The organism is Streptomyces flavofungini, from assembly GCF_030388665.1.
In the GTDB taxonomy this organism is placed as follows: Bacteria; Actinomycetota; Actinomycetes; order Streptomycetales; family Streptomycetaceae; genus Streptomyces; species Streptomyces flavofungini_A.
In genome coordinates this window covers 2,776,236-2,799,381 of record NZ_CP128846.1, presented here as the reverse complement: position 1 = coordinate 2,799,381, position 23,146 = coordinate 2,776,236, and the positions used below count along the sequence as shown (strand labels likewise).

General features: G+C 72.4%; 17 protein-coding genes and 1 pseudogene. 15 read left to right on the top strand and 3 right to left on the bottom strand.

Annotated features, from left to right (window positions below; translation table 11 throughout):
• The first annotated feature begins 19 nt into the window (after positions 1-19).
• From QUY26_RS10960 to QUY26_RS10935, 6 genes are all read left to right on the top strand, one after another.
• Positions 20-613 carry a GNAT family N-acetyltransferase gene (locus QUY26_RS10960; RefSeq protein ID WP_289945463.1) on the top strand — a complete coding sequence of 198 codons (594 nt, stop codon included), beginning with the start codon at positions 20-22 and terminating at the stop codon, positions 611-613.
• A gap of 97 nt (positions 614-710) precedes the next feature.
• A complete protein-coding gene (locus tag QUY26_RS10955; RefSeq protein WP_289945461.1) occupies positions 711-1,364 on the top strand; it encodes a hypothetical protein in 654 nt (217 codons plus the stop codon).
• Between the two features lie 141 nt (positions 1,365-1,505).
• Positions 1,506-2,093, top strand: coding sequence for a helix-turn-helix domain-containing protein (locus QUY26_RS10950; protein WP_289945459.1), 588 nt, complete (start codon positions 1,506-1,508; stop codon positions 2,091-2,093).
• Between the two features lie 169 nt (positions 2,094-2,262).
• Entirely contained in the window at positions 2,263-2,454 is a 192-nt protein-coding gene (locus QUY26_RS10945; protein WP_289945457.1) for a hypothetical protein, read from the top strand.
• Between the two features lie 148 nt (positions 2,455-2,602).
• Positions 2,603-5,722, top strand: coding sequence for a helix-turn-helix transcriptional regulator (locus QUY26_RS10940; protein WP_289945454.1), 3,120 nt, complete (start codon positions 2,603-2,605; stop codon positions 5,720-5,722).
• 107 nt (positions 5,723-5,829) lie between these two features.
• Positions 5,830-6,153 carry a DUF6191 domain-containing protein gene (locus tag QUY26_RS10935; RefSeq protein ID WP_289945451.1) on the top strand — a complete coding sequence of 108 codons (324 nt, stop codon included), beginning with the start codon at positions 5,830-5,832 and terminating at the stop codon, positions 6,151-6,153.
• Between the two features lie 88 nt (positions 6,154-6,241).
• On the opposite strand, the gene QUY26_RS10930 is transcribed toward QUY26_RS10935, so the two are convergent.
• Both QUY26_RS10930 and QUY26_RS10925 read right to left on the bottom strand, forming a co-directional pair.
• Entirely contained in the window at positions 6,242-7,420 is a 1,179-nt protein-coding gene (locus QUY26_RS10930; RefSeq protein WP_289945450.1) for a PQQ-dependent sugar dehydrogenase, read from the bottom strand.
• A 149-nt stretch (positions 7,421-7,569) separates the two neighbouring features.
• Positions 7,570-8,568, bottom strand: coding sequence for an aldo/keto reductase (locus QUY26_RS10925; RefSeq protein WP_289945449.1), 999 nt, complete (start codon positions 8,566-8,568; stop codon positions 7,570-7,572).
• A gap of 106 nt (positions 8,569-8,674) precedes the next feature.
• On the opposite strand from QUY26_RS10925, the gene QUY26_RS10920 reads away from it, so the two are divergent.
• The 6 genes from QUY26_RS10920 (at position 8,675) to serA (ending at position 18,871) form a co-directional block, all read left to right on the top strand.
• Entirely contained in the window at positions 8,675-9,625 is a 951-nt protein-coding gene (locus QUY26_RS10920; RefSeq protein WP_289945448.1) for a 2-hydroxyacid dehydrogenase, read from the top strand.
• A 477-nt stretch (positions 9,626-10,102) separates the two neighbouring features.
• Positions 10,103-13,228 (top strand): putative bifunctional diguanylate cyclase/phosphodiesterase, encoded by a 3,126-nt coding sequence (locus QUY26_RS10915; RefSeq protein ID WP_436840303.1) that lies wholly within the window; start codon positions 10,103-10,105, stop codon positions 13,226-13,228.
• 253 nt (positions 13,229-13,481) lie between these two features.
• A complete protein-coding gene (locus QUY26_RS10910) occupies positions 13,482-15,341 on the top strand; it encodes an acetolactate synthase large subunit (protein ID WP_289945447.1) in 1,860 nt (619 codons plus the stop codon).
• Between the two features lie 35 nt (positions 15,342-15,376).
• Positions 15,377-15,901 (top strand): acetolactate synthase small subunit, encoded by a 525-nt coding sequence (ilvN, locus tag QUY26_RS10905; protein ID WP_030358981.1) that lies wholly within the window; start codon positions 15,377-15,379, stop codon positions 15,899-15,901.
• A gap of 138 nt (positions 15,902-16,039) precedes the next feature.
• The gene (gene ilvC, locus QUY26_RS10900) at positions 16,040-17,038 is read left to right on the top strand and encodes a ketol-acid reductoisomerase (protein WP_289945446.1); all 999 of its coding nucleotides are present in this window, start codon (positions 16,040-16,042) and stop codon (positions 17,036-17,038) included.
• Positions 17,039-17,266: 228 nt separating this feature from the next.
• The gene (serA, locus tag QUY26_RS10895; RefSeq protein WP_289945443.1) at positions 17,267-18,871 is read left to right on the top strand and encodes a phosphoglycerate dehydrogenase; all 1,605 of its coding nucleotides are present in this window, start codon (positions 17,267-17,269) and stop codon (positions 18,869-18,871) included.
• On the opposite strand, the pseudogene QUY26_RS10890 reads toward serA, so the two are convergent.
• Positions 18,777-20,351, bottom strand: a pseudogene (locus tag QUY26_RS10890) (MFS transporter); the annotation flags it as partial. The gene serA and the pseudogene QUY26_RS10890 sit on opposite strands and share 95 nt — an antisense overlap.
• Before the next feature lie 135 nt (positions 20,352-20,486).
• Between QUY26_RS10890 and QUY26_RS10885 the strand changes: the two are divergent.
• The 3 genes from QUY26_RS10885 to QUY26_RS10875 all read left to right on the top strand — a co-directional run bounded on the left by QUY26_RS10885 (position 20,487) and on the right by QUY26_RS10875 (position 23,132).
• The gene (locus tag QUY26_RS10885) at positions 20,487-21,080 is read left to right on the top strand and encodes a TetR/AcrR family transcriptional regulator (protein ID WP_289945442.1); all 594 of its coding nucleotides are present in this window, start codon (positions 20,487-20,489) and stop codon (positions 21,078-21,080) included.
• Positions 21,081-21,223: 143 nt separating this feature from the next.
• Positions 21,224-22,309: a GlxA family transcriptional regulator gene (locus QUY26_RS10880; protein WP_289945441.1), complete on the top strand. Its 1,086-nt coding sequence runs from the start codon at positions 21,224-21,226 to the stop codon at positions 22,307-22,309.
• A 184-nt stretch (positions 22,310-22,493) separates the two neighbouring features.
• Positions 22,494-23,132 carry an isochorismatase family protein gene (locus QUY26_RS10875; RefSeq protein WP_289945440.1) on the top strand — a complete coding sequence of 213 codons (639 nt, stop codon included), beginning with the start codon at positions 22,494-22,496 and terminating at the stop codon, positions 23,130-23,132.
• Positions 23,133-23,146 lie beyond the last annotated feature (14 nt).

Here is a 23,146-nt window from a genome sequence, read left to right as displayed (position 1 = left end):
CGAACGTATGAGGAGCGGGATGTTCGCGATATCCGTGGGCGAAGGAGCCGAGCTGCGGCCGATCGAGCCCTGGCAGGCCGAGGAACTGTTCGCCCATGTGGAGCGGGCGCGTGAGTACGCGGGCCCCTGGGTCCCCTTCACCGTCAAGGTCAAGGACGTGGAGTCGGCGCGGGCCCACCTCCAGCGCTTCGCCGAGCGGCAGGCCGCCGACACCGGGCGCCTCTACGGCATCTGGCTCGACGGGACGCTCGTCGGCGGCGTCCTCTTCCGGATCTTCGACACGGCCGTCGAGTCGTGCGAGGTCGGGGTGTGGCTGGAGCCCTCGGCCGCCGGGCGCGGGCTCGTCACCGCCGCGTCGCGGGTCATCATCGACTGGGCCGTCGACCAGCGCGGCATGCACCGCGTGGAGTGGCTGGTCTCCTCCCGCAACGAACGCAGCAAGGGCGTGGCGAAGCGGCTCGGCTTCGTGCGCGACGGGGTGCTGCGGGAGAGCTTCCCCTGGCAGGGGATCCGGCACGACATGGAGGTGTGGTCGGTGCTCGCGCCGGAGTGGCGAGAGGCGCGGGCCGCTCGGGAGGCGGCGGACACCGCGGCGGCAGAGGCCCAGGGGTAGGGCGGTGCCTGCCGGTGTCGCTCGGCATTAAGCCGGTTCTCATAAACGGGTCTTCTCCGTAAGGGAGTTCTCATACTGCGTCCGTACGGTGCGGGGCATGGGAACCAAGGCAGTTGACGAGTCCGCAGAAACCTCTGAGACCGGGGCCGAGGCGGAGGTCGACCTCAAGAAGTCCGAGGCGGCCGGAGAGGCCGAGAGGGCGGACGCCGCCGTGACGGCCGACGCGGACGCCGACGAGGCGGGGAAGTCCGAGGCCGCCGTGACGGCCGACGCCGACGCCGACGCGGACGCGGATGTCGACGAGGACGACCTGGACGACGAGTTCGAGGGCACCGCGGCCGACGACGCCGCCTCGTCCGCCGGGGTCGGCCAGGGCGCCGGCGCCGTCGTCGCGGCCGCCCTCGGCGTGGTCGGGCTCTCCGGCGGCTGGCTCGGCACCGTCGCGTCCGCGCGCGAGTCGCTGATGGGACAGCTCAAGACCTCCCAGGGCGCGAGCGTGGCCCAGCAGGTGGAGCAGGTCTACGGCGACTCGTGGAAGACCACCGCCCTGGTCGGTGGTCTCTTCGCGCTCGCGGCCCTGGTGGTCGGCGTCGGCGTGCTGCTTCGGCCCGCGTTCGGCGATCCGGGGCGGACGCAGGCGCCGTGGATCAAGTCGGTGGCGTGGGCCGGAGTCGCGCTCGGCGTGATCGGCCTGGTGCTGGCGATCGCGAAGTACACGAACATCATTCTGGGACTGCCGTCGACGAGTTAGCGCACGACGAGTTGGCGTACGACGAGTCGGCGCGCCGTGCCGCTGCCGCGCCGTCAACTCCCGTCCGGCCTCGCCTTTTCCCGTCCGACGAGGACGCGGGGGCGAGGCCCGCGGTCTTTGCGAGGGTGAGAACATCGGCCCATGGAAACGGTCGAACTCCTGCTGCACCCCGTACGGATACGCATCGTCCACGCGATGTACGACGGACGTACCCGCACGACCACGGAGCTCCGCTCGCTGCTGCCCGACGTCTCCAAGGCCACCCTGTACCGGCACACGAGCCTCCTGGCCGAGGCCGGGCTCCTGGTCGTGGCCGACGAGCAGCCGGTGCGCGGCTCCGTGGAGCGCCACTACCGGCTGCACCGGGGACGCGTGGTGCTCGACCCCGAGGCGGCCGCGTCGCTGTCCCTGGACGACTTCCGGCGCGCCTTCGCGGTCGCGACCGCGACCCTCATGGCCGAGTTCAACATGTACCTCGAGCGGGGCGACGCCGCCCCCGTCGCCGACCTGGTGGGCTTTCGCCAGTACTCGCTCTGGCTCAGCCCCGACGAGCTCGCGGAGATGATCGCCGAGCTGCGCGAGGTGATCGTGGCCAGGGCGACCAACGAACCCACGCCGCACCGCACCCGCCACCTCCTGAGCCCCATCGTGTTCCCCGTGGAGGGCCCGCCGAGCGGGGGCGACACCCCGTCCCAGGCACGGAACCGGGCCCACCGGCCCCCTGCCTAAGCCCTCACCTGCCCTAAGGACCTCCTCACCCCTGCCCTAAGGCCCCCACCCGCCCCAAGATGCGGCACTCTCCCGATGTGCCGCACCCCCCTGGCAGCCGAAAGTGGAGTCATCGCCGAAAGAGAAGGCGAAACCCACCGAGCACCACCGAGAAGCCAGGGAGAACACCGTGTTCGAATACGAACTCCACCAGCAGCGGACCGCCGAACTCGCTCAGGTCGCCCAGCGCGACCGCCTCGTGCGGGAGGCCCGCAAGGCCCGCGCGGGCCGCCGGGGCCGAGGCGGCAACGAGGCCGAGGGGCGGGTGAGCCCCGGGCGCGTAGCGGAACGGATCACGGACCGCTTCACCCACGCCGCCTGAGAGGCCGGGCGTGCCCGCCCCGCACCCGGTGCCCGGGGTGAACCCCGCCCCGGGCACCGCGCCCGAGGCCGCCGGGGCCGCACCGCAACCGGCCGCCCCGGTTTCGCCCACCGGGAAACGCCCTGCCGCGAAGTCGCAGGTCTGTGCGATGCTCACCGCCATGGAGACCAGGTCCGTCAGCCCGGTTTTCGTCGGCCGGACCGACGAATTGGGCGCCCTAGAGGACGCGCTCGCCCGCGCCGCCGATCCGGCCGCGGGCGAGCCGCAGGCATTGCTGCTCGGCGGTGAGGCGGGCGTCGGCAAGACCCGGCTCCTGGAGGAGTTCGCGGCCGTGGCCTGCGCGCGCGGCGCGGTCGTCGCCGTCGGCGGCTGCGTCGAGATCGGCGCCGACGGACTGCCCTTCGCACCCTTCTCCACCGCCCTGCGCACCCTGCGCCGCACCCTGCCCGGCCAGTTCGCCGCCGCGGCCGCGGGCCAGGAGGAGGAACTGGCCCGGCTGCTGCCCGAGTTGTGCGACGCGGCCCCGCTCCGCGGCACCGAGGGGCGGAGCGGCGAAGAGGCCACCGCCAGGCTCTTCGAGCTGACCGCGCGCCTCCTGGAAGCCCTCGCCGCCGAGCAGACCGTCGTCCTCGTCCTCGAAGACCTGCACTGGGCCGACGCCTCCACCCGCCACCTCCTCGCCTACCTCTTCCGCACGCTGCGCCGCGGCCACCTCGTCGTCCTCGCCACCTACCGCGCCGACGACATCCACCGCCGCCACCCGCTGCGCCCCCTGCTCGCCGAGCTCGACCGCCTGCGCACGGTCCGCCGCGTCGAGGTGTCCCGCTTCACCCGTGACGAGGTCGGGCGCCAGATGGCCGGGATCCTCGGCGCCGAGCCCGCGCCGAAACTGATCGACGACATCTTCGCGCGCTCCGACGGCAACGCCTTCTTCGTCGAGGAACTCGCCGTCGCCTCCTCCCACGGCAGCAGCTGCGCCACCCTCACCGACTCGCTGCGCGACCTGCTGCTCGTCCGCGTCGAGGACCTGCCGGAGGACGCCCAGCGGGTGGCGCGGACCGTCGCCGAGGGCGGCTCCACCGTCGAGTACGACCTGCTCGCCGAGGTCAGCGGCCTCGGTGAGGACGACCTCATCGACGCCCTGCGCGCGGCCGTCGGCGCCAACATCCTGATCCCCTCGCCCGGCGGCGACGGCTACCGCTTCCGGCACTCCCTGGTCCGCGAGGCCGTCGGCGACGACCTGCTGCCCGGCGAGCGCTCCCGCATCAACCGCCGCTTCGCCACCGCCCTGGAGGCCGACCCCGCACTCGTCGCCCCCGACCAGCGCACCACCCGCCTCGCCAGCTACTGGTACCACGCCCACGACGCCGCCAAGGCCCTGCCCGCCGTCCTCAACGCCTCCGTCGAAGCCCGCCGCAGACACGCCTACGCCGAGCAACTGCGGCTCCTGGAGCGGGCGATGGAGCTGTGGGACGCCGCCCCCGACGACGTCCGTGTCCAACTGCGCCCCGTCGACTACACCGAGGTCTACCCGCCCCCACTGCCTCAAGGGCGTGGGGGGACCCCCGGCGGCTGCGACCCCGAGACCACCCCGCTGCGCTACCTCGACCTGATGGCCGAGGCCGCCGTCGCGGGCCGCCTGTGCGGCGAACGCGAACGCGCCCTGAAGATCACCAAGCGGGCCCTGCGGCTCCTGGACGACGAGCCCGACGCGATGCGCGCCGCCTGGTTCTGGGTACAGCGCTCCCGGCTCGTGCAGACCCTCGCCCGCGGCGACGGGTGGAAGGAGCTCGCCACCGCGCAGGACCTCGTCCGCGGCCTGCCGCCGTCCGTCGTGCACGCCGAGGTGCTCGCCATGGTCGCCGGGTGGTCGATGCTCCACGAGCCAGGCCCCGAGGCCTTCGCCGCCGCCGAACAGGCCGTCGAGTACGCCCGCATGGTCGGCGCCAGCGACATCGAACTGTCCGCCCGCCTCACCCTCGGCGGCCTGATGGTCGACGCGGGCGACATCGACGCCGGGCTCGCCGAGATGTTCGCGGTGCGCGAGCAGGTCCTCGCCGGGGGCAGCGCCGGCCCGGTCGGCCGCACCTTCATCAACCTGCCGTCCGTCCTCGAAGGCATCGGCCGCTCCCGCGAGGCCGCCGAACTCCTCGACGAGGGCATCCGTCTCGCCCAGCGCTACGGCCTCCTCGAGTCCGAGCCCTGGATGTGGGCCAACAAGGCCGAGTCCCTCTACGCCCTCGGCCGCTGGACGGAAGCAGTCGAAGCGGCCCGCCGCGCGGGCCTGAGCGCCAAGCCGCGCGGCGGCGCCTGCCTGCGCCTGGCCCACCTCGCGCTCGCCCGCGGCGACATCGCCGAGGCCGCCCACCAACTCGCCCAGGCCCGCGAGCACTTCGGCACCCACGACCCGATGCCGCAGAACTCCCTGCCGCTGCACCGCGTCGCCATCGGCGTCGCCGCGGGCGAGGGCCGCCTCCTCGACGCCCGCTCCGAACTCGACCGGGCCGTCGCCGAGGGCTTCCCGCCCGGCACCCAGCGCTACGGCTGGCCGCTGCTCCTCGCCGCCGCCACCGCCGAGGCCGACGCCCGCGGCCTGCCCATCGCCGCCCCCGGCCGCGCCGACACCCTCCACCTCATCCGCACCACCGCCAAGTCCCTGCCCACGACCGCCCCGGTCTGGCAGGCGTACGAACTCTGGGTCCGCGCCGAACTCCTGCGCGCCGAGGGCCGCGCCACCGCCGAGGACTGGCTGGCCGCCCTCACCGCCGTCGGCCCCCTTGAGCGGCCCTACGACCTCGCCCGCGTCCGGCACCGGCTGGCCGACGCCCTGCTCACGGCCGGAGCGGGCGCCGGCTCCGGAGCCGGTGACGCCGACCGGGACCGGGCCGCCGAACTCCTCCGCCAGGCCGGAGCCGTCGCCGAGCACCTGGGCGCCCGCCCCCTCGCCGAGAGCGTCGAACGCCTCGCGCAGCGCACCCGGCTCTCCCTCACCGGCGCGCCCCCGACCGCGCCCGCCGACCCCGCCGACGCCCTCGGCCTGACCTCCCGCGAACGGGACGTCCTGCGCCTGGTCACCGCGGGACGCACCAACCGCCAGATCGCCGAGGAACTGTTCATCTCCCCGAAGACGGCGAGCGTCCACGTCTCCAACATCCTCGGCAAGCTCGGCGTCTCCGGCCGCGGCGAGGCGGCCGCCCTCGCCCACCGCCTGCGGCTCTTCCCGGGCGACGGGGCACAGGCGGCCGACACCGCGGCGAGCGCACCCTAGGGGCCCGCGGCGCCCCGCGCCCTCGGCGGGGCGCCCACCTCGGATCGTTTCCGGTGGCGTCGCTTACGCTGGGAAGGGCAGGACCACCGTCCGGCCTTGGAGGCGCAGTGTTCAACGTGTTCGAGCAGCTCTTCGCCCCGGGGCGCAAGCACACGGACGACGAGAACAAACGCCTGGAGCTGACGCGGGTCGACGTGGACGACGGGGACCCCGGCCGTGGCCCCATAGACCTGTCCTCCGGCAAGGTCGTGGTGCGGGTGCCGCAGCAGGCGCCCAAGGACGGCACCGAACGGACCGACCCCAGCGAACGGACCGGAGGGACCAGAGGGACCGGACGGGCCGACACCAGCGAACAGGCTGCCCGCACTGAACGGGCTACGGCTGCCGACCCCACCGAACGCCCGGATCCCGAAGGCGATCCCGAGGCCTGACGTCCGGCTCCTGCTTCCCGCGCACCCCTCCTCCTTCACGCGCAGCCCTTTTACTTCACGCGCACCTCTCTACTTCACGCGCACCTCTCTACTTCACACGCACCTCCAGAATCCGGTCGTCCCCCTTCTCCGGCGTCCCCCGGGAGTCCGTCTCGCTGGTCATCAGCCACAGCTTGTCGCCGCCCGCCGCGACCACCGTGCGCAACCGTCCGTACTTCTCCGTGAGGAAAGCCTCCGTCTTCGGCTCGCCGGTCACGCCCCGCACCGGGATCCGCCACAGCCGCTCGCCGCGCAGGCCCGCCATCCACACCGAACCCTTCGCGTAGGCAACCCCGCTCGGTGAGGCCTCGGACGTCTTCCACTGGGCGACGGGTGCGTGGAAGGCGTCGTCGGAGTCGTCCTTGCCCTCGGCCTCCGGCCAGCCGTAGTTGTCGCCTGCCTTGATCTCGTTCAGCTCGTCCCAGGTGTCCTGCCCGAACTCCGAGGCCCACAGGCGCTTGTCCTCGTCCCAGTCCAGGCCCTGGACGTTGCGGTGGCCGTACGAATACACGGGGGAGTCGTCGAAGGGGTTGCCCGGGGCCGGCTCGCCGTCCGGGGTCAGGCGCAGGATCTTGCCGCCCAGGGACTTCTTGTCCTGCGCCAGGTCCGTCTCACCCGTCTCGCCCGTGCCCGCGTACAACATCTTGTCCGGGCCGAAGGCGATCCGGCCGCCGTTGTGGATCACGCCCTTCGGGATGTCCTTGAACACCGTGTCGGGGGCGCCCAGTTGCTGGCCGGAGGGCTTCTTCTCGTCGTACAGCATGCGGGCGATGCGGTTGTCGGACTCCGTGGTGAAGTAGGCGTACACCTGGTGGTCCGAGGCGTACGTGGGGGAGAGGGCGAGGCCCATCAGGCCGCCCTCGCCCGCGGCGGCGACCCCGGGGACCGAGCCGACCTCGGTCTTCTTGCCGCTCTGGCCGTCGACGCGGGTGATCGTCCCCTCGTCGCGCGAGGACACGAGCAGGTCGCCGCCCGGCAGCGGGGCCAGGCCCCAAGGGGACTTCAGGCCCGTGGCGAGCGTCTTGGTGACCTCGGCCGAGCCCTTCTCCGGCGGCGCGTCGGCGGCGTCGCCCGAAGGCGACGCGCCCGTGTCCGCGGAGCTGGACTCCGCGCTCTTGTCGCCCGAAGGGCCGTCGTCGTCCGACGAGCACCCGGTCGCCAGCAGGAGCGCGGCGGCGGCCAGCACGGCCGTCGCGGTGGCACGACGGGGAGGGTGAGCACTCAGCACGGTCAGGATCCCTTCGACGCGGAGCTTCTACTGTTCATACACCGCAGCCGTCCCGCAGGTTCCCATCCAGCGCGCGTCATTTTCCGACCGGCTTCCGGCCGACCGGGACCCGTCCGTCCGACCGGGACCCGTCCGTCCCGCGACCCCTGTCAGTCCCACGACCCCTGCGCCGGAGGCAGCGCCGCCAGCTCCGCCAGGTCCGCGCGCGTCAGCGACACCTGAGCCGCCCCGGCGTTCTCCCGCGCCCAGCGCTCCCGCTTGGCGCCGGGCACCGGCACCACCTGCGGCCCCTGCGCGAGCACCCACGCGAGCGCGACCTGCGCGGGCGTCGCGCCGTGCCGTTGGGCGACCCGCCGCAGGCCCACCACCAGCGGCTGGTTGGCCGCCATCATCTCGGCCGTGAACCGGGGATGCCGGGCCCGCAGGTCGTCCGGCTCGAAGCCCTGCCCCGGCGTCAGCGTGCCGGTGAGGAAGCCGTTGCCGAGCGGCATCGCCGCGAGCAGCCCCACCCCGCGCGCGGCGCACCACGGCAGGAGCGTCGCCAGTGCCTCCGGCGACCACACCGAGAGCTCGGCCTGCACCGCCGCCACCGGGAAGACCTGCTGGACGCGCTCCAACTGCCGGATCGTGGCGTCGTACAGACCCGTGACCGCCCCCGCGCGGCGGCCCGCACGCGCGCCCACCGCGCACAGCCCGAGCGCGCGCACCTTCCCCGCCGACACCAGCTCGGCCATCGCGCCCCAGGTCTCCTCGACGGGCACCTCGGGGTCGGCGCGGTGCAGTTGGTACAGGTCGATGGTGTCCGTCTGCAGGCGCCGCAGCGACGCGTCGCAGGCCCGCTTCACATAGCCGGGGCGGCCGTTGGCGACGATGTGCTGCTCGCCGACGAGCAGCCCGCACTTCGTGGACACGAAGGCCTCCGCGCGACGCTCCCTGAGCACCCGGCCGATCAGCAGCTCATTGGTGAAGGGACCGTACATGTCCGCCGTGTCGAGGAGCGTCGAACCCTCGTCGAGCGCCGCGTGCACGGTCCGCATCGAGGCCTCACCGCGCTGTCGGGAGCTGGTGTAGGCCCAGCTCATCGGCATGCAGCCGAGTCCGACGGCACCCACCCCGAGCGCCCCCGCACCGATCGTCCTGCGCTCCACCTGGCCGTACCCTCCCCTGTCCGGTGATCTTCGTCCGGGCGGCCCCCAACGTAACCTCTGCCCAGGAGCCCGCCGCGTGCGGCCTGTGCGCATTAGCCTCCTGGGCATGACGACCGATGTATGGCTGCCCGTGGCAGCGTCCGAGATCGAGGGCCTGCCGGCCACCCAGGACGAGGGCTTCACCTACCGATTCTGGGACGGCGCCGGTGACTATCCCGCCGACCCCGCCGACTGTGTCTTCTACGGGGTCCCGTACATGATCGACCCCGCGGTGTGCGCGCGCCCGCTGTCCAGGATGACGTCCCTGCGCGTGGTCCAGACCCTGACCGCGGGCGTCGACCACGTGCTGCCGGCCGTCGAACGCCTCGCTCCGGGCATTCAGTTGTGCAACGCGCGCGGGGTGCACGAAGCCAGCACCGCCGAGCTCGCCCTGACACTGACCCTCGCCTCCTTGCGGGGCATCCCGCGTTTTGTGGAGGGACAGCGGGTGGAGGAGTGGCGCCAGGGGTTCAATCCGGCCCTCGCCGACAAGTCCGTCCTCATCGTGGGCTACGGAGCGATCGGTTCGGCGATCGAAGACCGGCTCACGGGCTTCGAGTGTGCGCGGGTGGCGCGCGTTGCGCGCTCCGAGCGTGCCACGGAGCGCGGCCCTGTGCTTCCGCTCTCCGAACTGCCCGGGCTGCTGCCCGAAGCCGATGTCGTGATCCTCTCCACGCCGCTGACCGACTCCACGCGGGGCATGGTGAACGCCGATTTCCTCGCGCACATGAAGGACGGCGCGCTCCTGGTGAACGTGGCCCGCGGCTCCGTCGTCGACACCAAGGCGCTCCTTGCCGAGCTGGAGAGCGGCCGCCTCACCGCGGCCCTCGACGTCACCGATCCGGAGCCGCTGCCTCCCGGTCACCCCTTGTGGCAGGCCCCCGGCGTGCTCATCAGCCCGCACGTGGGCGGCCCGACGTCCGCGTTCCTGCCCCGCGCCAAGCGCCTGCTCTCCGGCCAGTTGAACCGGTACGCGGCCGGGGAGCCGCTCGCCAACGTCGTCCTGACGACCGCGTAGCCAAGGGGCGCAGAAGCGGTAGGGAACGTTCCGTGCACGCTCCGCACCCACCCGCGTGCGCCGCGTGTCCGCATTGACGCTGGCAGTCACGGAGAGTAGAGCAACCCTGTCCCTGAGTGACGAGACTGGTGTATCGTCCCGACTGGGGACGCGCCGTGAACCGTTCGGCGCCGGGGATGTGGCAACAGGACTGCGAGGGGGGCGACGGGCGATGTACGGCCTATGGGCGAACGATCCGACGCGGCGGGACCACCGCCGACGACTCTCGCGCACACCGATCCGCAGACGCCGGGTCACCACGCGGCGTCACCGACCGCTGTGCCGCTCCGGCGGCCCGTGCCCGGCCGACGGCCGCCGGGGACCGCAGCGCACCCCTCCGTCCCGCACGGGCCCGCCCTGTCGCGGCCCCGCACCGGGCCTGGTCCGTGGACGTGGCGCCCCTGGCCGGGGCGCCACCCCGAGGAGCGGGGCGGGCCGGTGAGCGGGCAGTCGGCTTCCGCGACCGTCCTGGAGAGCAGGATCGGGCCGCCCGCGCCGCCGAGGGCGCCGCTGGCCCGGCGCCCGGCCTCCGGCTCCGGACTGCTCTCGCAGGTCGTTCTGCTGCTGGTCTGTGGGGGATACGCGACCGGGTCGGCGCTCGGCTGGGGATCGGACCGCCTCGCGCTCATCATGGGCGACTTCGGGCTCAGCGCCGCGGCCGCCCTCGCCGCGGTCTCCTGCTTCCGCTACTCCCGCACCCGCCGCAGCCGCTTTCGACCCGCCTGGCTGCTGTTCGCGCTCTCCTCGGCGATGGCAGCCTGCGGCAACGCCGTCTGGGGATGGTACGAGGTCGTGCTCGCCCGCCCCGTGCCCAGCCCGGGCTACGCGGACCTGTTCTTCCTGTGCTTCGCGCCGCCCGCCATCATCGGGTTGCTCGTGCTCGCCAAGCGGCCGGTCACGAAGGCCGGTTGGGTGTGCCTCGCCCTCGACGCCTGGCTCATCGGCGGCTCCCTGCTCACGTTGTCCTGGAGCCTCGCCCTCGCGCACAACGCGCAGTTCGAGGGCCCCAGCGTCGCGCACGCCGCGCTGTCGCTCGCGTATCCGCTCCTGGACATCGCGCTCGTCAGCATGGTCCTCGCGCTGCACTTCAGGCGATCGTCGGCGAACCGCACCGCTGTGAACACCGCCATCGGCGCCCTCGCGCTCACGGTGATGTGCGACGCGCTGTTCACCTCGCCGATGCTGCATGCCAGTTACCGCTCGGGTCAGCTCCTCGACGCGGGCTGGTTCGCCGGTTCGCTCCTGCTCGCCTACGCACCGTGGGCGGCGTCCGGACGCGGCCTCGGCGACGCCGGGTCCGCCCGCGGCGACGAGAGCCCGGTGCGCGCGGCGTACCGGGCGTACGGCAGGGTCCGTCCCGCCGACGGCCGCGGCCCCCGCGCACAGGACGAGCGCTGTGACCGCGACGGCCGACCCGGCGAGCGCCCCGAGGGCCGCGCACGGTACGCCACCACCCGCCCCATCGCCGGATCGCTCGCCGCCCTCACGCCCTACCTGGCCGCGGCCGTCTGCACCCTGGGGATCCTCTACAACGTCCTGAACGGCCGCAGCGTCGACGAAGTCGTGCTGTTCACCGCGGGCACGGTCGTCCTCGCGCTCGTGGTGCGCCAGGGCATCATGCTGCTCGACAACATCACGCTCACCCAGGAACTGGCCCAGAAGGAGAACCACTTCAGGTCCCTGGTCCAGGGGTCGAGCGACGTCATCATGATCGCCGCGCCCAGCGGCATCCTGCGCTACGTGAGCCCGGCCGCCGCCGGGGTCTACGGCCGCGAGGCCGACGACCTCGTGGGGTCCGAACTGGCCGCGCTCATCCACCCCGAGGACCTCGGCCGCGTCGTCCACGAAGTGCGCCGCTTCCTCGCCGCCAACCCCGTGGAGGAGCCCACCACCCGCATCGAATGCCGCTTCAAGTCCGGCTGCGGCGACTGGCTCAACGTCGAGTCCACCGTCAACCGCCACCACGGCGGCCTCATCTTCAACAGCCGTGACGTCACCGAACGCGTACGCCTCCAGGCGCAGTTGCAGCACAACGCCGAGCACGATCCGCTCACCGACCTGCCCAACCGGGCGCTCTTCACCCGCCGAGTCGCCTCCGCGCTCGGCGGTCGCAGAGTCACCGACCGGGGCACCGCAGTCCTCTTCATCGACCTCGACGGATTCAAGGCCGTCAACGACACCATCGGGCACCAGGCGGGCGACACTCTGCTGGTGCAGGCCGCCCAGCGGCTCCAGGAGGCCGTCCGCGCCTCGGACACCGCGTCCCGGCTCGGCGGTGACGAGTTCGCCGCCCTCATCGTCGGGGACGGCACCCGCGACCAGGCCGCCCGCGAACGGCACATCTTCGAACTGGCCGACCGCCTGAGAATCCGCCTCTCCCAGCCCTACGACATCGACGGCAACGACGTCCGGGTCGCCGCGTCCATCGGCGTGGCCTTCGCCGAACCGGGCGTCGGCGCGGGCGAACTGCTGCGCAACGCCGACCTCGCGATGTACCGCGCGAAGGCCGCGGGCAAGGGCCGCGTCGAGCTGTACAAACCCCAGATGCAGGCCGACGTGGCCCGCAAGGCCGAACTGGCCACGCGGCTGCGCAGCGCCCTGCACGACGGCGAGTTCGTGCTCCTGCACCAGCCGGTGGTGTCCTTGGAGACCGGCCGGATCACCTCCGTCGCGGCTCAGGCGCGCTGGCGCTCCGCCCAGGGCATCCTCTTCACGCCCGCCGAGTTCCTGCGCACCGCGGACGGCGGCGACCGCGCCGCCGAGCTGGGCCGCTGGCTCCTGGAGGAAGCCATCGAGCAGGCCGCCGAGCGCGGCAGGGCGGGCCACGCGGTGCCCGTGTGCGTGCGGGTCGGCGCCCGCCGCCTGGTGGACCGCTCCATGCCGCTCGGCTCCATCGAGGCGCTGCTCACCCGGCACGGCCTGCCCTCCGGCGGGCTCATCATCGAGCTGGCCGACAGTGACCCGCGGGTGTCCGTCGACGACCTGGAGCGCCGCCTGGCGTCCCTGCGCCGCCTCGGCGTCCGCGTCTCCCTCGACGGATTCGGCAGCGGCAGCGCGGCGATCACGGCGCTGCGCCGGCTCCCCGTGGACGTACTGAAACTGGACCGCGGCCTGGTCGAGGGCGTCGTGGAGTCCGCGCGGCTTCACAAGATCACCTCGGGGCTGCTGCGGATCGCGGGCGACCTCGGCCTGTGCTCCGTCGCCGAGGGCGTCGACCTGCCCGAACAGGTCATCGCCCTGCGCGCGATGGGCTGCACGCACGGGTACGGCATGGCCTTCTCGGGCCCCCTCGACGAGTACCGGCTGCGCCGGGCGCTCGCGGCCGGGGAGTATCCCGTGCCGCACGGCGCCGTGGAGCCGGTGTGCGTGGGCGCCCCGGCCCCCGAGCCCGCTGTCTACGGAGAGGGTGCGCCCGTCTTCAAGGGCGCCCCCACGGCGTACGGCGAGTCGCCGACGCCCTTCGGCGGGCCCACGACGTCCTTCGGCGCGGCGGGGGCGGCCCTCGCGGCCGGATCTCCCTCCTATGGGCGCTCACATAATGAGACGCCCGTCCCACCTACTTGACAGGTGTGGCGCGCCAGGGGGAGGGTCAGAGCCATGCGCACCCGAATTCTCGTACTTGGAAAGCGCGTCGGCTGAAGCTGGGACGCCCCGGTCCGGACACCGGAGACCCCCAGCGACCGCACCCGGCGCGCTCCCCTCGCTTGCCTCACGGCACGAGGGGTTTTTTGTTGCACTGGCACCTGCCAAACCCTGGCAAAAACCCCGCGCCACCCCCGCAGAATCCTCAGCAAAGACCCTCAGCTTCGAGAAGAGAATGCCGATGACCGAGCAGGCCTCCGGGGCCCACCATCCGCAGCCCCGGCCCCGATCCTCAGCACCGCAGTCCGTCTCCGTCGAGCACGTCACGGGTGCGCAGTCGCTGATCCGTTCTCTCGAGGAAGTCGGGGCCGACACGGTATTCGGCATTCCCGGAGGAGCCATCCTCCCCGCGTACGACCCGATGATGGACTCCACCCGGGTGCGTCACATCCTGGTCCGCCACGAGCAGGGCGCGGGCCACGCGGCGACCGGGTACGCGCAGGCCACCGGCAAGGTCGGCGTCTGCATGGCGACCTCGGGCCCCGGCGCCACCAACCTGGTCACGCCCATCGCGGACGCCCACATGGACTCCGTCCCGCTGGTCGCGATCACCGGTCAGGTGGCGTCCAAGGCGATCGGCACGGACGCCTTCCAGGAGGCGGACATCGTCGGCATCACGATGCCGATCACCAAGCACAACTTCCTGGTCACCAAGGCCGAGGACATCCCGCGCACCATCGCGGAGGCCTTCCACATCGCCTCCACGGGCCGCCCGGGCCCGGTCCTCGTCGACATCGCCAAGGACGCCCTGCAGGCGCGCACCACGTTCTCCTGGCCGCCCCAGCAGGAACTGCCCGGCTACCGCCCGGTGACCAAGCCGCACGCCAAGCAGATCCGCGAGGCCGCGAAGCTCATCACCGCCGCCAAGCGCCCCGTCCTGTACGTCGGCGGCGGCGTCATCAAGTCCGGCGCCACCGCCGAGCTGAAGGTCCTCGCCGAACTCACCGGGGCGCCCGTCACCACCACCCTGATGGCGCTCGGCGCGTTCCCCGACAGCCACCCGCTGCACGTGGGAATGCCGGGCATGCACGGTGCGGTCACCGCCGTCACCGCGCTGCAGAAGGCCGACCTGATCGTCGCCCTCGGAGCCCGCTTCGACGACCGCGTCACCGGCAAGCTGGACAGCTTCGCCCCGTACGCGAAGGTCGTGCACGCCGACATCGACCCCGCCGAGATCGGCAAGAACCGCGCCGCCGACGTCCCGATCGTCGGCGACGCCCGCGAGGTCATCGCCGACCTGGTGCAGGCCATCCAGGCCGAGCACACGGCCGGCCACACCGGTGACTACGCCGCGTGGTGGGCCGACCTCAACCGCTGGCGCGAGACCTACCCGCTCGGCTACGACCACCCGGACAACGGCCAGCTCTCCCCGCAGCAGGTCATCGAGCGGATCGGCCGGCTGGCCCCGGAGGGCACGATCTTCGCCGCGGGCGTCGGCCAGCACCAGATGTGGGCCGCGCACTTCATCCAGTACGAGCAGCCCGCGACCTGGCTCAACTCCGGCGGCGCCGGGACCATGGGCTACGCCGTCCCGGCCGCGATGGGCGCGAAGGCGGGCCGGCCCGAGCGCACGGTCTGGGCGATCGACGGCGACGGCTGCTTCCAGATGACCAACCAGGAACTGACCACCTGCGCCCTGAACAACATCCCGGTCAAGGTCGCCATCATCAACAACGGCGCCCTCGGCATGGTCCGCCAGTGGCAGACGCTGTTCTACAACCAGCGCTACTCCAACACCGTGCTGCACAGCGGCCCGGAGGCGGACGGCAAGCAGCCGAGCGCGGGCACCCGGGTCCCGGACTTCGTCAAGCTGTCCGAGGCGATGGGCTGCTACGCGATCCGCTGCGAGGACCCGGCCGACCTGGACAAGGTCATCGAAGAGGCCAACTCCATCAACGACCGCCCCGTCGTGATCGACTTCATCGTCCACGAGGACGCCCAGGTGTGGCCGATGGTCGCCGCGGGCACCTCCAACGACGAGGTCATGGCCGCCCGGGGCGTGCGCCCCGACTTCGGCGACAACGAAGACGACTGAGAGCAGCAGGAAGAGGAATGACCGCCATGACCCCCATGTCGAAGCACACGCTCTCGGTCCTCGTCGAGAACACCCCCGGCATCCTGGCCAGGATCGCCGCCCTCTTCTCCCGCCGCGGCTTCAACATCGACTCCCTCGCCGTCGGCGTCACCGAGCACCCCGACATCTCCCGCATCACCATCGTCGTGAATGTCGAGGAACTCCCGCTCGAACAGGTCACCAAGCAGCTCAACAAGCTGGTCAACGTCCTGAAGATCGTCGAACTCGAGCCGGGTGCGGCCGTGCAGCGCGAGCTGGTCCTCGCCAAGGTGCGCGCCGACAACGAGACCCGCTCCCAGATCGTCGAGATCGTCCAGCTGTTCCGCGCCAAGACCGTGGACGTCTCCCCGGAGGCCGTCACCATCGAGGCCACCGGCAGCAGCGACAAGCTGGAGGCCATGCTCAAGATGCTGGAACCCTTCGGCATCAAGGAGCTGGTGCAGTCCGGCACCATCGCGATCGGCCGCGGCTCGCGCTCCATCACCGACCGCAGCCTGCGCGCGCTCGACCGCTCCGCGTAGCGCGCCCCCGCGCGCGGGAGGTGACCGAACCACCTCCCGCGCGCGGGGCGCGGGTCCCGGATAGCGAGACCCGACAACTTCCCTCACCCAGCCCGCCGTACGGTGGGACGCAACACCAGCACACATAGGAGATATCCAGTGGCCGAGCTGTTCTACGACGCCGACGCCGACCTGTCCATCATCCAGGGCCGCAAGGTCGCGGTCATCGGTTACGGCAGCCAGGGTCACGCCCACGCCCTCTCGCTGCGCGACTCCGGCGTGGACGTGCGGGTCGGCCTGCACGAGGGCTCGAAGTCCAAGGCGAAGGCCGAGGAGCAGGGCCTGCGCGTGGTCACGCCCGCCGAGGCCGCCGAGGAAGCCGACGTCATCATGATCCTGGTGCCGGACCCGATCCAGGCCCAGGTCTACGAGGAGTCCATCAAGGACCACCTCAAGGAGGGCGACGCGCTCTTCTTCGGCCACGGCCTGAACATCCGCTTCGGCTTCATCAAGCCCCCGGCGGGTGTCGACGTCGCCATGGTCGCCCCCAAGGGCCCGGGCCACCTGGTGCGCCGCCAGTACGAGGAGGGCCGCGGCGTCCCGTGCATCGCGGCGGTCGAGCAGGACGCCACCGGCAAGGGCTTCGACCTGGCCCTGTCGTACGCCAAGGGCATCGGCGGCACCCGCGCGGGCGTCATCAAGACGACCTTCACCGAGGAGACCGAGACCGACCTCTTCGGCGAGCAGGCCGTCCTCTGCGGCGGTACGGCCGCGCTGGTCAAGGCCGGTTTCGAGACCCTCGTCGAGGCGGGCTACCAGCCGGAGATCGCCTACTTCGAGTGCCTGCACGAGCTGAAGCTCATCGTCGACCTGATGTACGAGGGCGGCCTGGAGAAGATGCGCTGGTCGGTCTCCGAGACCGCTGAGTGGGGCGACTACGTCACCGGCCCGCGCATCATCACCGACGCCACCAAGGCCGAGATGAAGAAGGTCCTCGCCGAGATCCAGGACGGCACGTTCGCCAAGAACTGGATGGACGAGTACCACGGCGGTCTGAAGAAGTACAACGAGTACAAGACGCAGGACTCCGAGCACCTCCTGGAGACCACCGGCAAGGAGCTGCGCAAGCTCATGTCGTGGGTGGACGAGGACAAGTAGGCAGCACGTCGGGGCCGGGGCGAGCGCCCCGGCCCCGACGTTGTCCGTCGCGTCCAGCCACGTCCGGGTGATCCTTCCAGTGAGGCGCATATGGCGCCCGGACGCGCCACTACACTGCAAACCACATTCGCGTCAGGCCCACAGCGTCGTGCGTCTTCCACGCGGTAGCCACCTCCACCGCCTGCGGCCGTCGGGACGGCCGTCCGCATTGGACTAGTGAGGACTCACGTGAGCAACGCTGCCAACGGCAAACCGGTCGTACTCATCGCTGAAGAGCTGTCGCCCGCGACCGTCGACGCCCTGGGCCCGGACTTCGAGATCCGGCACTGCAACGGCGCGGACCGCGCCGAGCTGCTGCCCGCCATCGCCGACGTCGACGCCGTCCTGGTCCGCTCCGCGACCAAGGTCGACGCCGAGGCCATCGCCGCCGCCCCCCGGCTGAAGGTCGTCGCCCGCGCGGGCGTGGGCCTCGACAACGTCGACGTCTCCGCCGCCACGAAGGCCGGCGTGATGGTGGTCAACGCCCCGACGTCGAACATCGTCACCGCCGCCGAGCTGGCCTGCGGTCTGCTCGTCGCCACCGCGCGCAACATCCCGCAGGCCAACACCGCCCTGAAGAACGGCGAGTGGAAGCGCTCCAAGTACACCGGCGTGGAGCTGGCCGAGAAGACGCTCGGCGTCGTCGGCCTCGGCCGCATCGGCGCGCTCGTCGCCCAGCGCATGAGCGCCTTCGGCATGAAGGTCGTCGCCTACGACCCGTACGTGCAGCCCGCGCGCGCCGCCCAGATGGGCGTGAAGGTCCTCTCCCTCGACGAGCTCCTCGAAGTCTCCGACTTCATCACCGTGCACCTGCCGAAGACCCCCGAGACCCTCGGCCTCATCGGCGACGACGCGCTGCACAAGGTGAAGCCGTCCGTCCGCATCGTCAACGCCGCGCGTGGCGGCATCGTCGACGAGGAGGCGCTGTACTCCGCCCTCAAGGAGGGCCGCGTCGCGGGCGCCGGACTCGACGTGTACGCCAAGGAGCCCTGCACCGACTCCCCGCTCTTCGAGCTCGACCAGGTCGTCTGCACCCCGCACCTCGGCGCCTCCACCGACGAGGCCCAGGAGAAGGCGGGCATCTCCGTCGCCAAGTCCGTGCGGCTCGCGCTCGCCGGTGAGCTGGTGCCGGACGCCGTGAACGTCCAGGGCGGCGTCATCGCCGAGGACGTGCGGCCCGGGCTCCCGCTCGCCGAGAAGCTCGGCCGGATCTTCACCGCCCTCGCGGGCGAGGTGGCCGCGCGGCTCGACGTCGAGGTGTACGGCGAGATCACCCAGCACGACGTGAAGGTGCTCGAACTCTCCGCCCTCAAGGGCGTGTTCGAGGACGTCGTCGACGAGACCGTGTCGTACGTCAACGCCCCGCTCTTCGCCCAGGAGCGCGGCGTCGAGGTGCGGCTCACCACCTCCTCCGAGTCGCCCGACCACCGCAACGTCGTCACCGTGCGCGGCACGCTCGGCGACGGCGAGGAGGTCGCCGTGTCCGGCACGCTCGCCGGACCCAAGAACCACCAGAAGATCGTGGCCGTCGGTGACTACGACGTCGATCTCGCGCTCGCCGACCACATGGTCGTCCTCCGCTACGCGGACCGGCCCGGTGTCGTCGGCACCGTCGGGCGAGTCCTCGGCGAGGCCGGGATCAACATCGCCGGCATGCAGGTCGCCCGGGCCGATGTCGGAGGTGAGGCCCTTGCCGTCCTCACCGTCGACGACACGGTGCCGCAGCCGGTCCTCGCGGAGCTGTCCGAGGAGATCGGGGCGACTTCGGCGCGGTCGGTGAACCTGGCGGACTAGGGCCCTGCGGGGGCTCTCCCCAGTCCCACCCCTTCCCGAAACCGGGGGCGCCGCCCCCGGGCCCCCGGGTGGGGTGGGAGTCCCGTGCGAGGGGGACGGGCCCCCGGATCGGCGCTTCGCGACTCGTCCTCAAGCACCGGACGGGCTGGAGAGTGTCCTGCCGTACGCCAGCCCCGCGCGGCGCCCCCGCGGGCATCTCGCCGCGGTACACCGCCGTACCGACCCGAGCAGCGCCATCCCGAGCGCCCCACCGAACTCCTGCCCCGTCTCCAGGAGCGAAGACGCCGCCCCGGTCTTCTCCGGGGGCGCGGCCCCGACCGCGAGGTCGGTCGACCGGGCGCCGACGACGACCGCGCCGCAGGCCAGCACGTCCGCCCCGGCGAGCACCGTCCACAGGGTGTCGGTGTCCGCGACGAACAGCAGCCCGTACCCGCCCGCGGCGAAAGCGAAGTCACCCGCGACCACGTGCGCCCGGTCGGTGCCGCGCCGCACCAGCGCCGTCGCGACCGGCGCCGCGCAGCCGATGAGGACCGACGGGAGCAGCGCCCACAGGGCCGCCTCCAGCGTGCTCTTGCCGAGCACGGACTGCAGGTACCGCGTCGTGCAGTACGCCGAACCCATCATCGCGAACGACGAGATGAGGTTGAGCAGGACGGCGGGGCCGAAGCCGCGCGCCCCCTGGAACAGGGTGGGCGAGATCAGCGGTGAGGCGGCCGTGCGCTGGCGGCGTACGAAGAAGAGGACGGCGAAGACGAGGCCCACGGCGAACGACACGGCGTACTCCGCGTGCGGGCCCGCGGAGGGGATCTCCTTGAGGCCGTAGACGGCGGAGAGCACCGCCGTCAGCGAGAGGGGCACGCTCAGGACGTCGAAGCGGCCCGGATCCGGGTCCCTGGACTCGGGGATCAGGACCGGCGCGAGGGCCGGGAGCAGTGCCATCGCGGGCAGGTTCACGAGGAACACCGGGCCCCACCAGAAGAACTCGCCGAGCAGTCCGCTGAGCACCGAGCCGAGGGCGACACCCGCGACGAGCACGCCGGACCAGATGCCGATCGCCCGAGCCCGCTGCCCGGAATCGCGGAACAGGGTGCGCACCAGGGCGAGCGTGGACGGCATCAGCGTGGCGCCGCCGCCGATGCCGAGGACGGCGCGGGCGGCGATGAGGATTTCGGCGCTGTCGGCGTACGCGGCGGTGAGGGAGGCCGCGCCGAACGCGGCGGCGCCGCACAGGAGCAGCTTGCGGCGGCCCACGCGGCCGCCGAGCGCGCCCATGGTCATGAGCAGTCCGGCGAGCACGAAGGCGTGGATGTCGAAGATCCACAGGTGCTGGGTGCCGGTCGGCTCCAGGTCGGCGTTGATCGCGCGGACCGCGAAGCAGAGGACCGCGAAGCAGAGGACCGAGACGTCCATCGAGACGAGCAGCAGCGGCAGCATCGGGACGGCCAGGGCCGTCCCACTCCTCGCGGCCCGCGCGGTCGGGGACGGGCGCCGGAGGTCAGGGGTGGCGGCTGTGGGGGCGGGTTCGTAGGCGCGAGCGGGACTGTACGGACGTATAAAACAGCTGTCTAGTACGGATGTATAGGACGAGTGTCTGGATCGTGGGTAGGGTGGGTGCATGGGACACCGTGAGGATCTGCTGGAAGGCGCCAAGCGCTGCCTGCTGGAGAAGGGGTTCGTGCGCACCACGGCCCGCGACGTCGTCAAGGAGTCGGGGACGAATCTCGCGTCGATCGGCTACCACTACGGCTCGAAGGACGCGCTGCTCGCGCAGGCCTACATCGCGCTCATCGAGTCCATCGGGGACGCCTTCGACCCGGCGGGCGACGCGGGCGCGGCGCCCGGCGGCTCGCTGGAGCGCTTCCAGCAGGTGTGGGGCAACGTCATCCGCACGTTCCCCGAGGCGCGCGGGGTGTGGCTGCTCAGCCTGGAGTTCGTCACCCACGGCGACCGGCTGCCCGGGGTGCGCGAACTCGTCGCCAAGGCGCAGCGGGAGGGGCGGGCGGGTCTTTCCGCGGTGCTGCTCGACGTCGACGAGGACACGCTGGGCGACGACGTCCTCGACGCGGAGGGGCGGCTCTACGCGACGCTGCTCAACGGCCTGATGGTGCAGTGGCTCTTCGACCCGGAATCGGCGACGGACGCGGCGCAGCTGACGGAGGGGCTGCGGCGCGTGATGGGGCGGGCGGGGGCGCCCGAGGCCGACGGCTGACACGGGGGTGGCGCGTGGCCGGTGCCAGGCGTGGGTTGCCCTTGCGGACCGTGCGGTGGGTGCCCGACGTCGGGCTTCCGTGTGGCCGGATGTGACAGAAGCCCGTCATTGTGGAGGCGCGGGGCACGGGCGAGGATGAGTGCATGCCCCGTTCCCGACGCATCGTCATCGCGGTCTTCCCGGACGTCGACCTTCTCGACGTGACCGGTCCGGCCGAGGTGTTCGCGCTGGCCAACCGGGAGACCGGCGGCCGCGCGGGCTACGACGTGCAGTTGGCGGGGCCGACCGGCGGCGCTGTCACCACGTCGGCCGGGGTGCGGCTCGTGGCCGACCTCTCGTTCGCCGAGGTCGGCGGGCGTGGAGCGGGGAGAGGGGAGAGAGGGGGCGGTGGGAGCGGCGAGGGCCGTGGGGGTGGTGGTGTCATCGACACGCTGCTCGTTCCCGGCGCCGTCGACATGCTCCCCGAAGGTCCGGTCGCCCGGATCGACCAGGACGTCGTGGCGTGGGTCAAGGAGACCGCGCCCGGTGCCCGGCGGGTCGCGTCGGTGTGCGTCGGCGCGCACGTCCTCGCCGCGGCGGGGCTGCTCGACGGGAAGCGGGTGACCACCCACTGGTCGACCGCCGCCCAACTCGCGGCCGAGCACCCGGCGGTGACGGTCGATCCCGACCCGATCTTCGTGCGGTCGGGGCGGGTGTGGACCGGGGCGGGCATCAGCGCCTGCATGGATCTGGCGCTCGCCCTGGTGGCCGAGGACCTGGGTGAGGAGGTCGCCCTCACGGTGGCCAGGCAACTGGTCATGTACCTCAAGCGCCAGGGCGGGCAGAGCCAGTTCTCCGTACCGCTGAGCCGCCCGCCCGCGTCCCGGCGGGACATCGAGGAGCTGCGGACGTACATCGCGGAGCACCTCGACGCCGACCTGTCGGCGGCGGCGCTCGCGGGGCGGATGGCCCTCAGCGAACGGCACTTCGCGCGGGTCTTCCGCCAAGAGACCGGCACCGGACCCGCCGCCTACGTCGAGGCCGTCCGGGTGGAGGCGGCCCGCCGTCTCCTGGAGAGCACCGACGAGCCGCTGGAACGGGTCGCCGCCGACAGCGGGTTCGGCTCCGTGGAGACCCTGCACCGGGCCATGCGCAAGCAGATCGACACGACCCCCGCGGCCTATCGCCGCCGCTTCCGCACCACCTCCACGCGTACCTCCACCGCCACCAGTTCCTCCACCACCGCCTGATCCGTAGTACTCCACCACCGCCTGATCCGTCGGATCCGGCGTTTCTGGCACCGACCGGCCCCGGGCCCCGGGCACACGCGCGAGCCGTGCGGCTTCGCCGTGCCCGCACGCCAGTACGCCCATGCGCCCATCCGCCCGTACGCCCCCCCCGCGAATCCACGCAGCACCGAAAGGAACCCCCGTCATGACCTCCGCCACGAAGCCCTCCGCCACGAAGCCTTCCGCCACCCTCCGTCAGGTGATCGGCCTGGAGGCCGAGCTGCCCCGGCTCGGTGACACCACCCTCGTCCTGATCGACTACCAGAACACCTACACCACCGGCGTGATGGAGCTGGAGGGCGCGGGCGCGGCGCTCGCCGCCGGTGCCCGGCTCCTCGGCGCCGCCCGCGCGGCCGGAATCCGTGTGGTCCACGTCGTGAACGACGGGGGCGAGGGCACTCCCTACGACATCCGCGCGGAGATCGGCGCCATCTGCGACGAGGTCGCCCCCGTCGACGGGGAGCCCGTCGTGGTCAAGCAGTTCCCCGACTCCTTCCACGAGACCCGGCTCCAGGAAGTCCTCGGTGAGCTGGGCGTCGAGGCGGGCGCGGAGCTGGTGCTCGCCGGGTTCATGACGCACATGTGCGTCACCTTCACCGCCCAGGGGGCCTTCAACCTCGGCTACCGGCCCACCGTCGTCGCCGAGGCCACCGCCACCCGCACTCTCGCCGACACCGACGGCACCGCCCTGCCCGCGGCCGTCCTGCACACCGCCGCGCTGGCCACGATCGGCGACCTCTTCGGCCGGGTCGCGCCCACGGTGGACGACCTGATCACGGCCTGACCGGCCGGGCGTCC

Bases quoted from the DNA above. Each gene is read 5' to 3' on its own strand.
- QUY26_RS10955 (WP_289945461.1), top strand. From the start codon at position 711: ATGGGAACCAAGGCAGTTGACGAGTCCGCAGAAACCTCTGAGACCGGG.
- QUY26_RS10880 (WP_289945441.1), top strand. From the start codon at position 21,224: ATGCCCCGTTCCCGACGCATCGTCATCGCGGTCTTCCCGGACGTCGAC.
- QUY26_RS10910 (WP_289945447.1), top strand. From the start codon at position 13,482: ATGCCGATGACCGAGCAGGCCTCCGGGGCCCACCATCCGCAGCCCCGG.
- QUY26_RS10885 (WP_289945442.1), top strand. From the start codon at position 20,487: ATGGGACACCGTGAGGATCTGCTGGAAGGCGCCAAGCGCTGCCTGCTG.
- ilvN (WP_030358981.1), top strand. From the start codon at position 15,377: ATGTCGAAGCACACGCTCTCGGTCCTCGTCGAGAACACCCCCGGCATC.
- QUY26_RS10920 (WP_289945448.1), top strand. From the start codon at position 8,675: ATGACGACCGATGTATGGCTGCCCGTGGCAGCGTCCGAGATCGAGGGC.
- QUY26_RS10950 (WP_289945459.1), top strand. From the start codon at position 1,506: ATGGAAACGGTCGAACTCCTGCTGCACCCCGTACGGATACGCATCGTC.
- QUY26_RS10940 (WP_289945454.1), top strand. From the start codon at position 2,603: ATGCTCACCGCCATGGAGACCAGGTCCGTCAGCCCGGTTTTCGTCGGC.
- QUY26_RS10960 (WP_289945463.1), top strand. From the start codon at position 20: ATGTTCGCGATATCCGTGGGCGAAGGAGCCGAGCTGCGGCCGATCGAG.
- QUY26_RS10875 (WP_289945440.1), top strand. From the start codon at position 22,494: ATGACCTCCGCCACGAAGCCCTCCGCCACGAAGCCTTCCGCCACCCTC.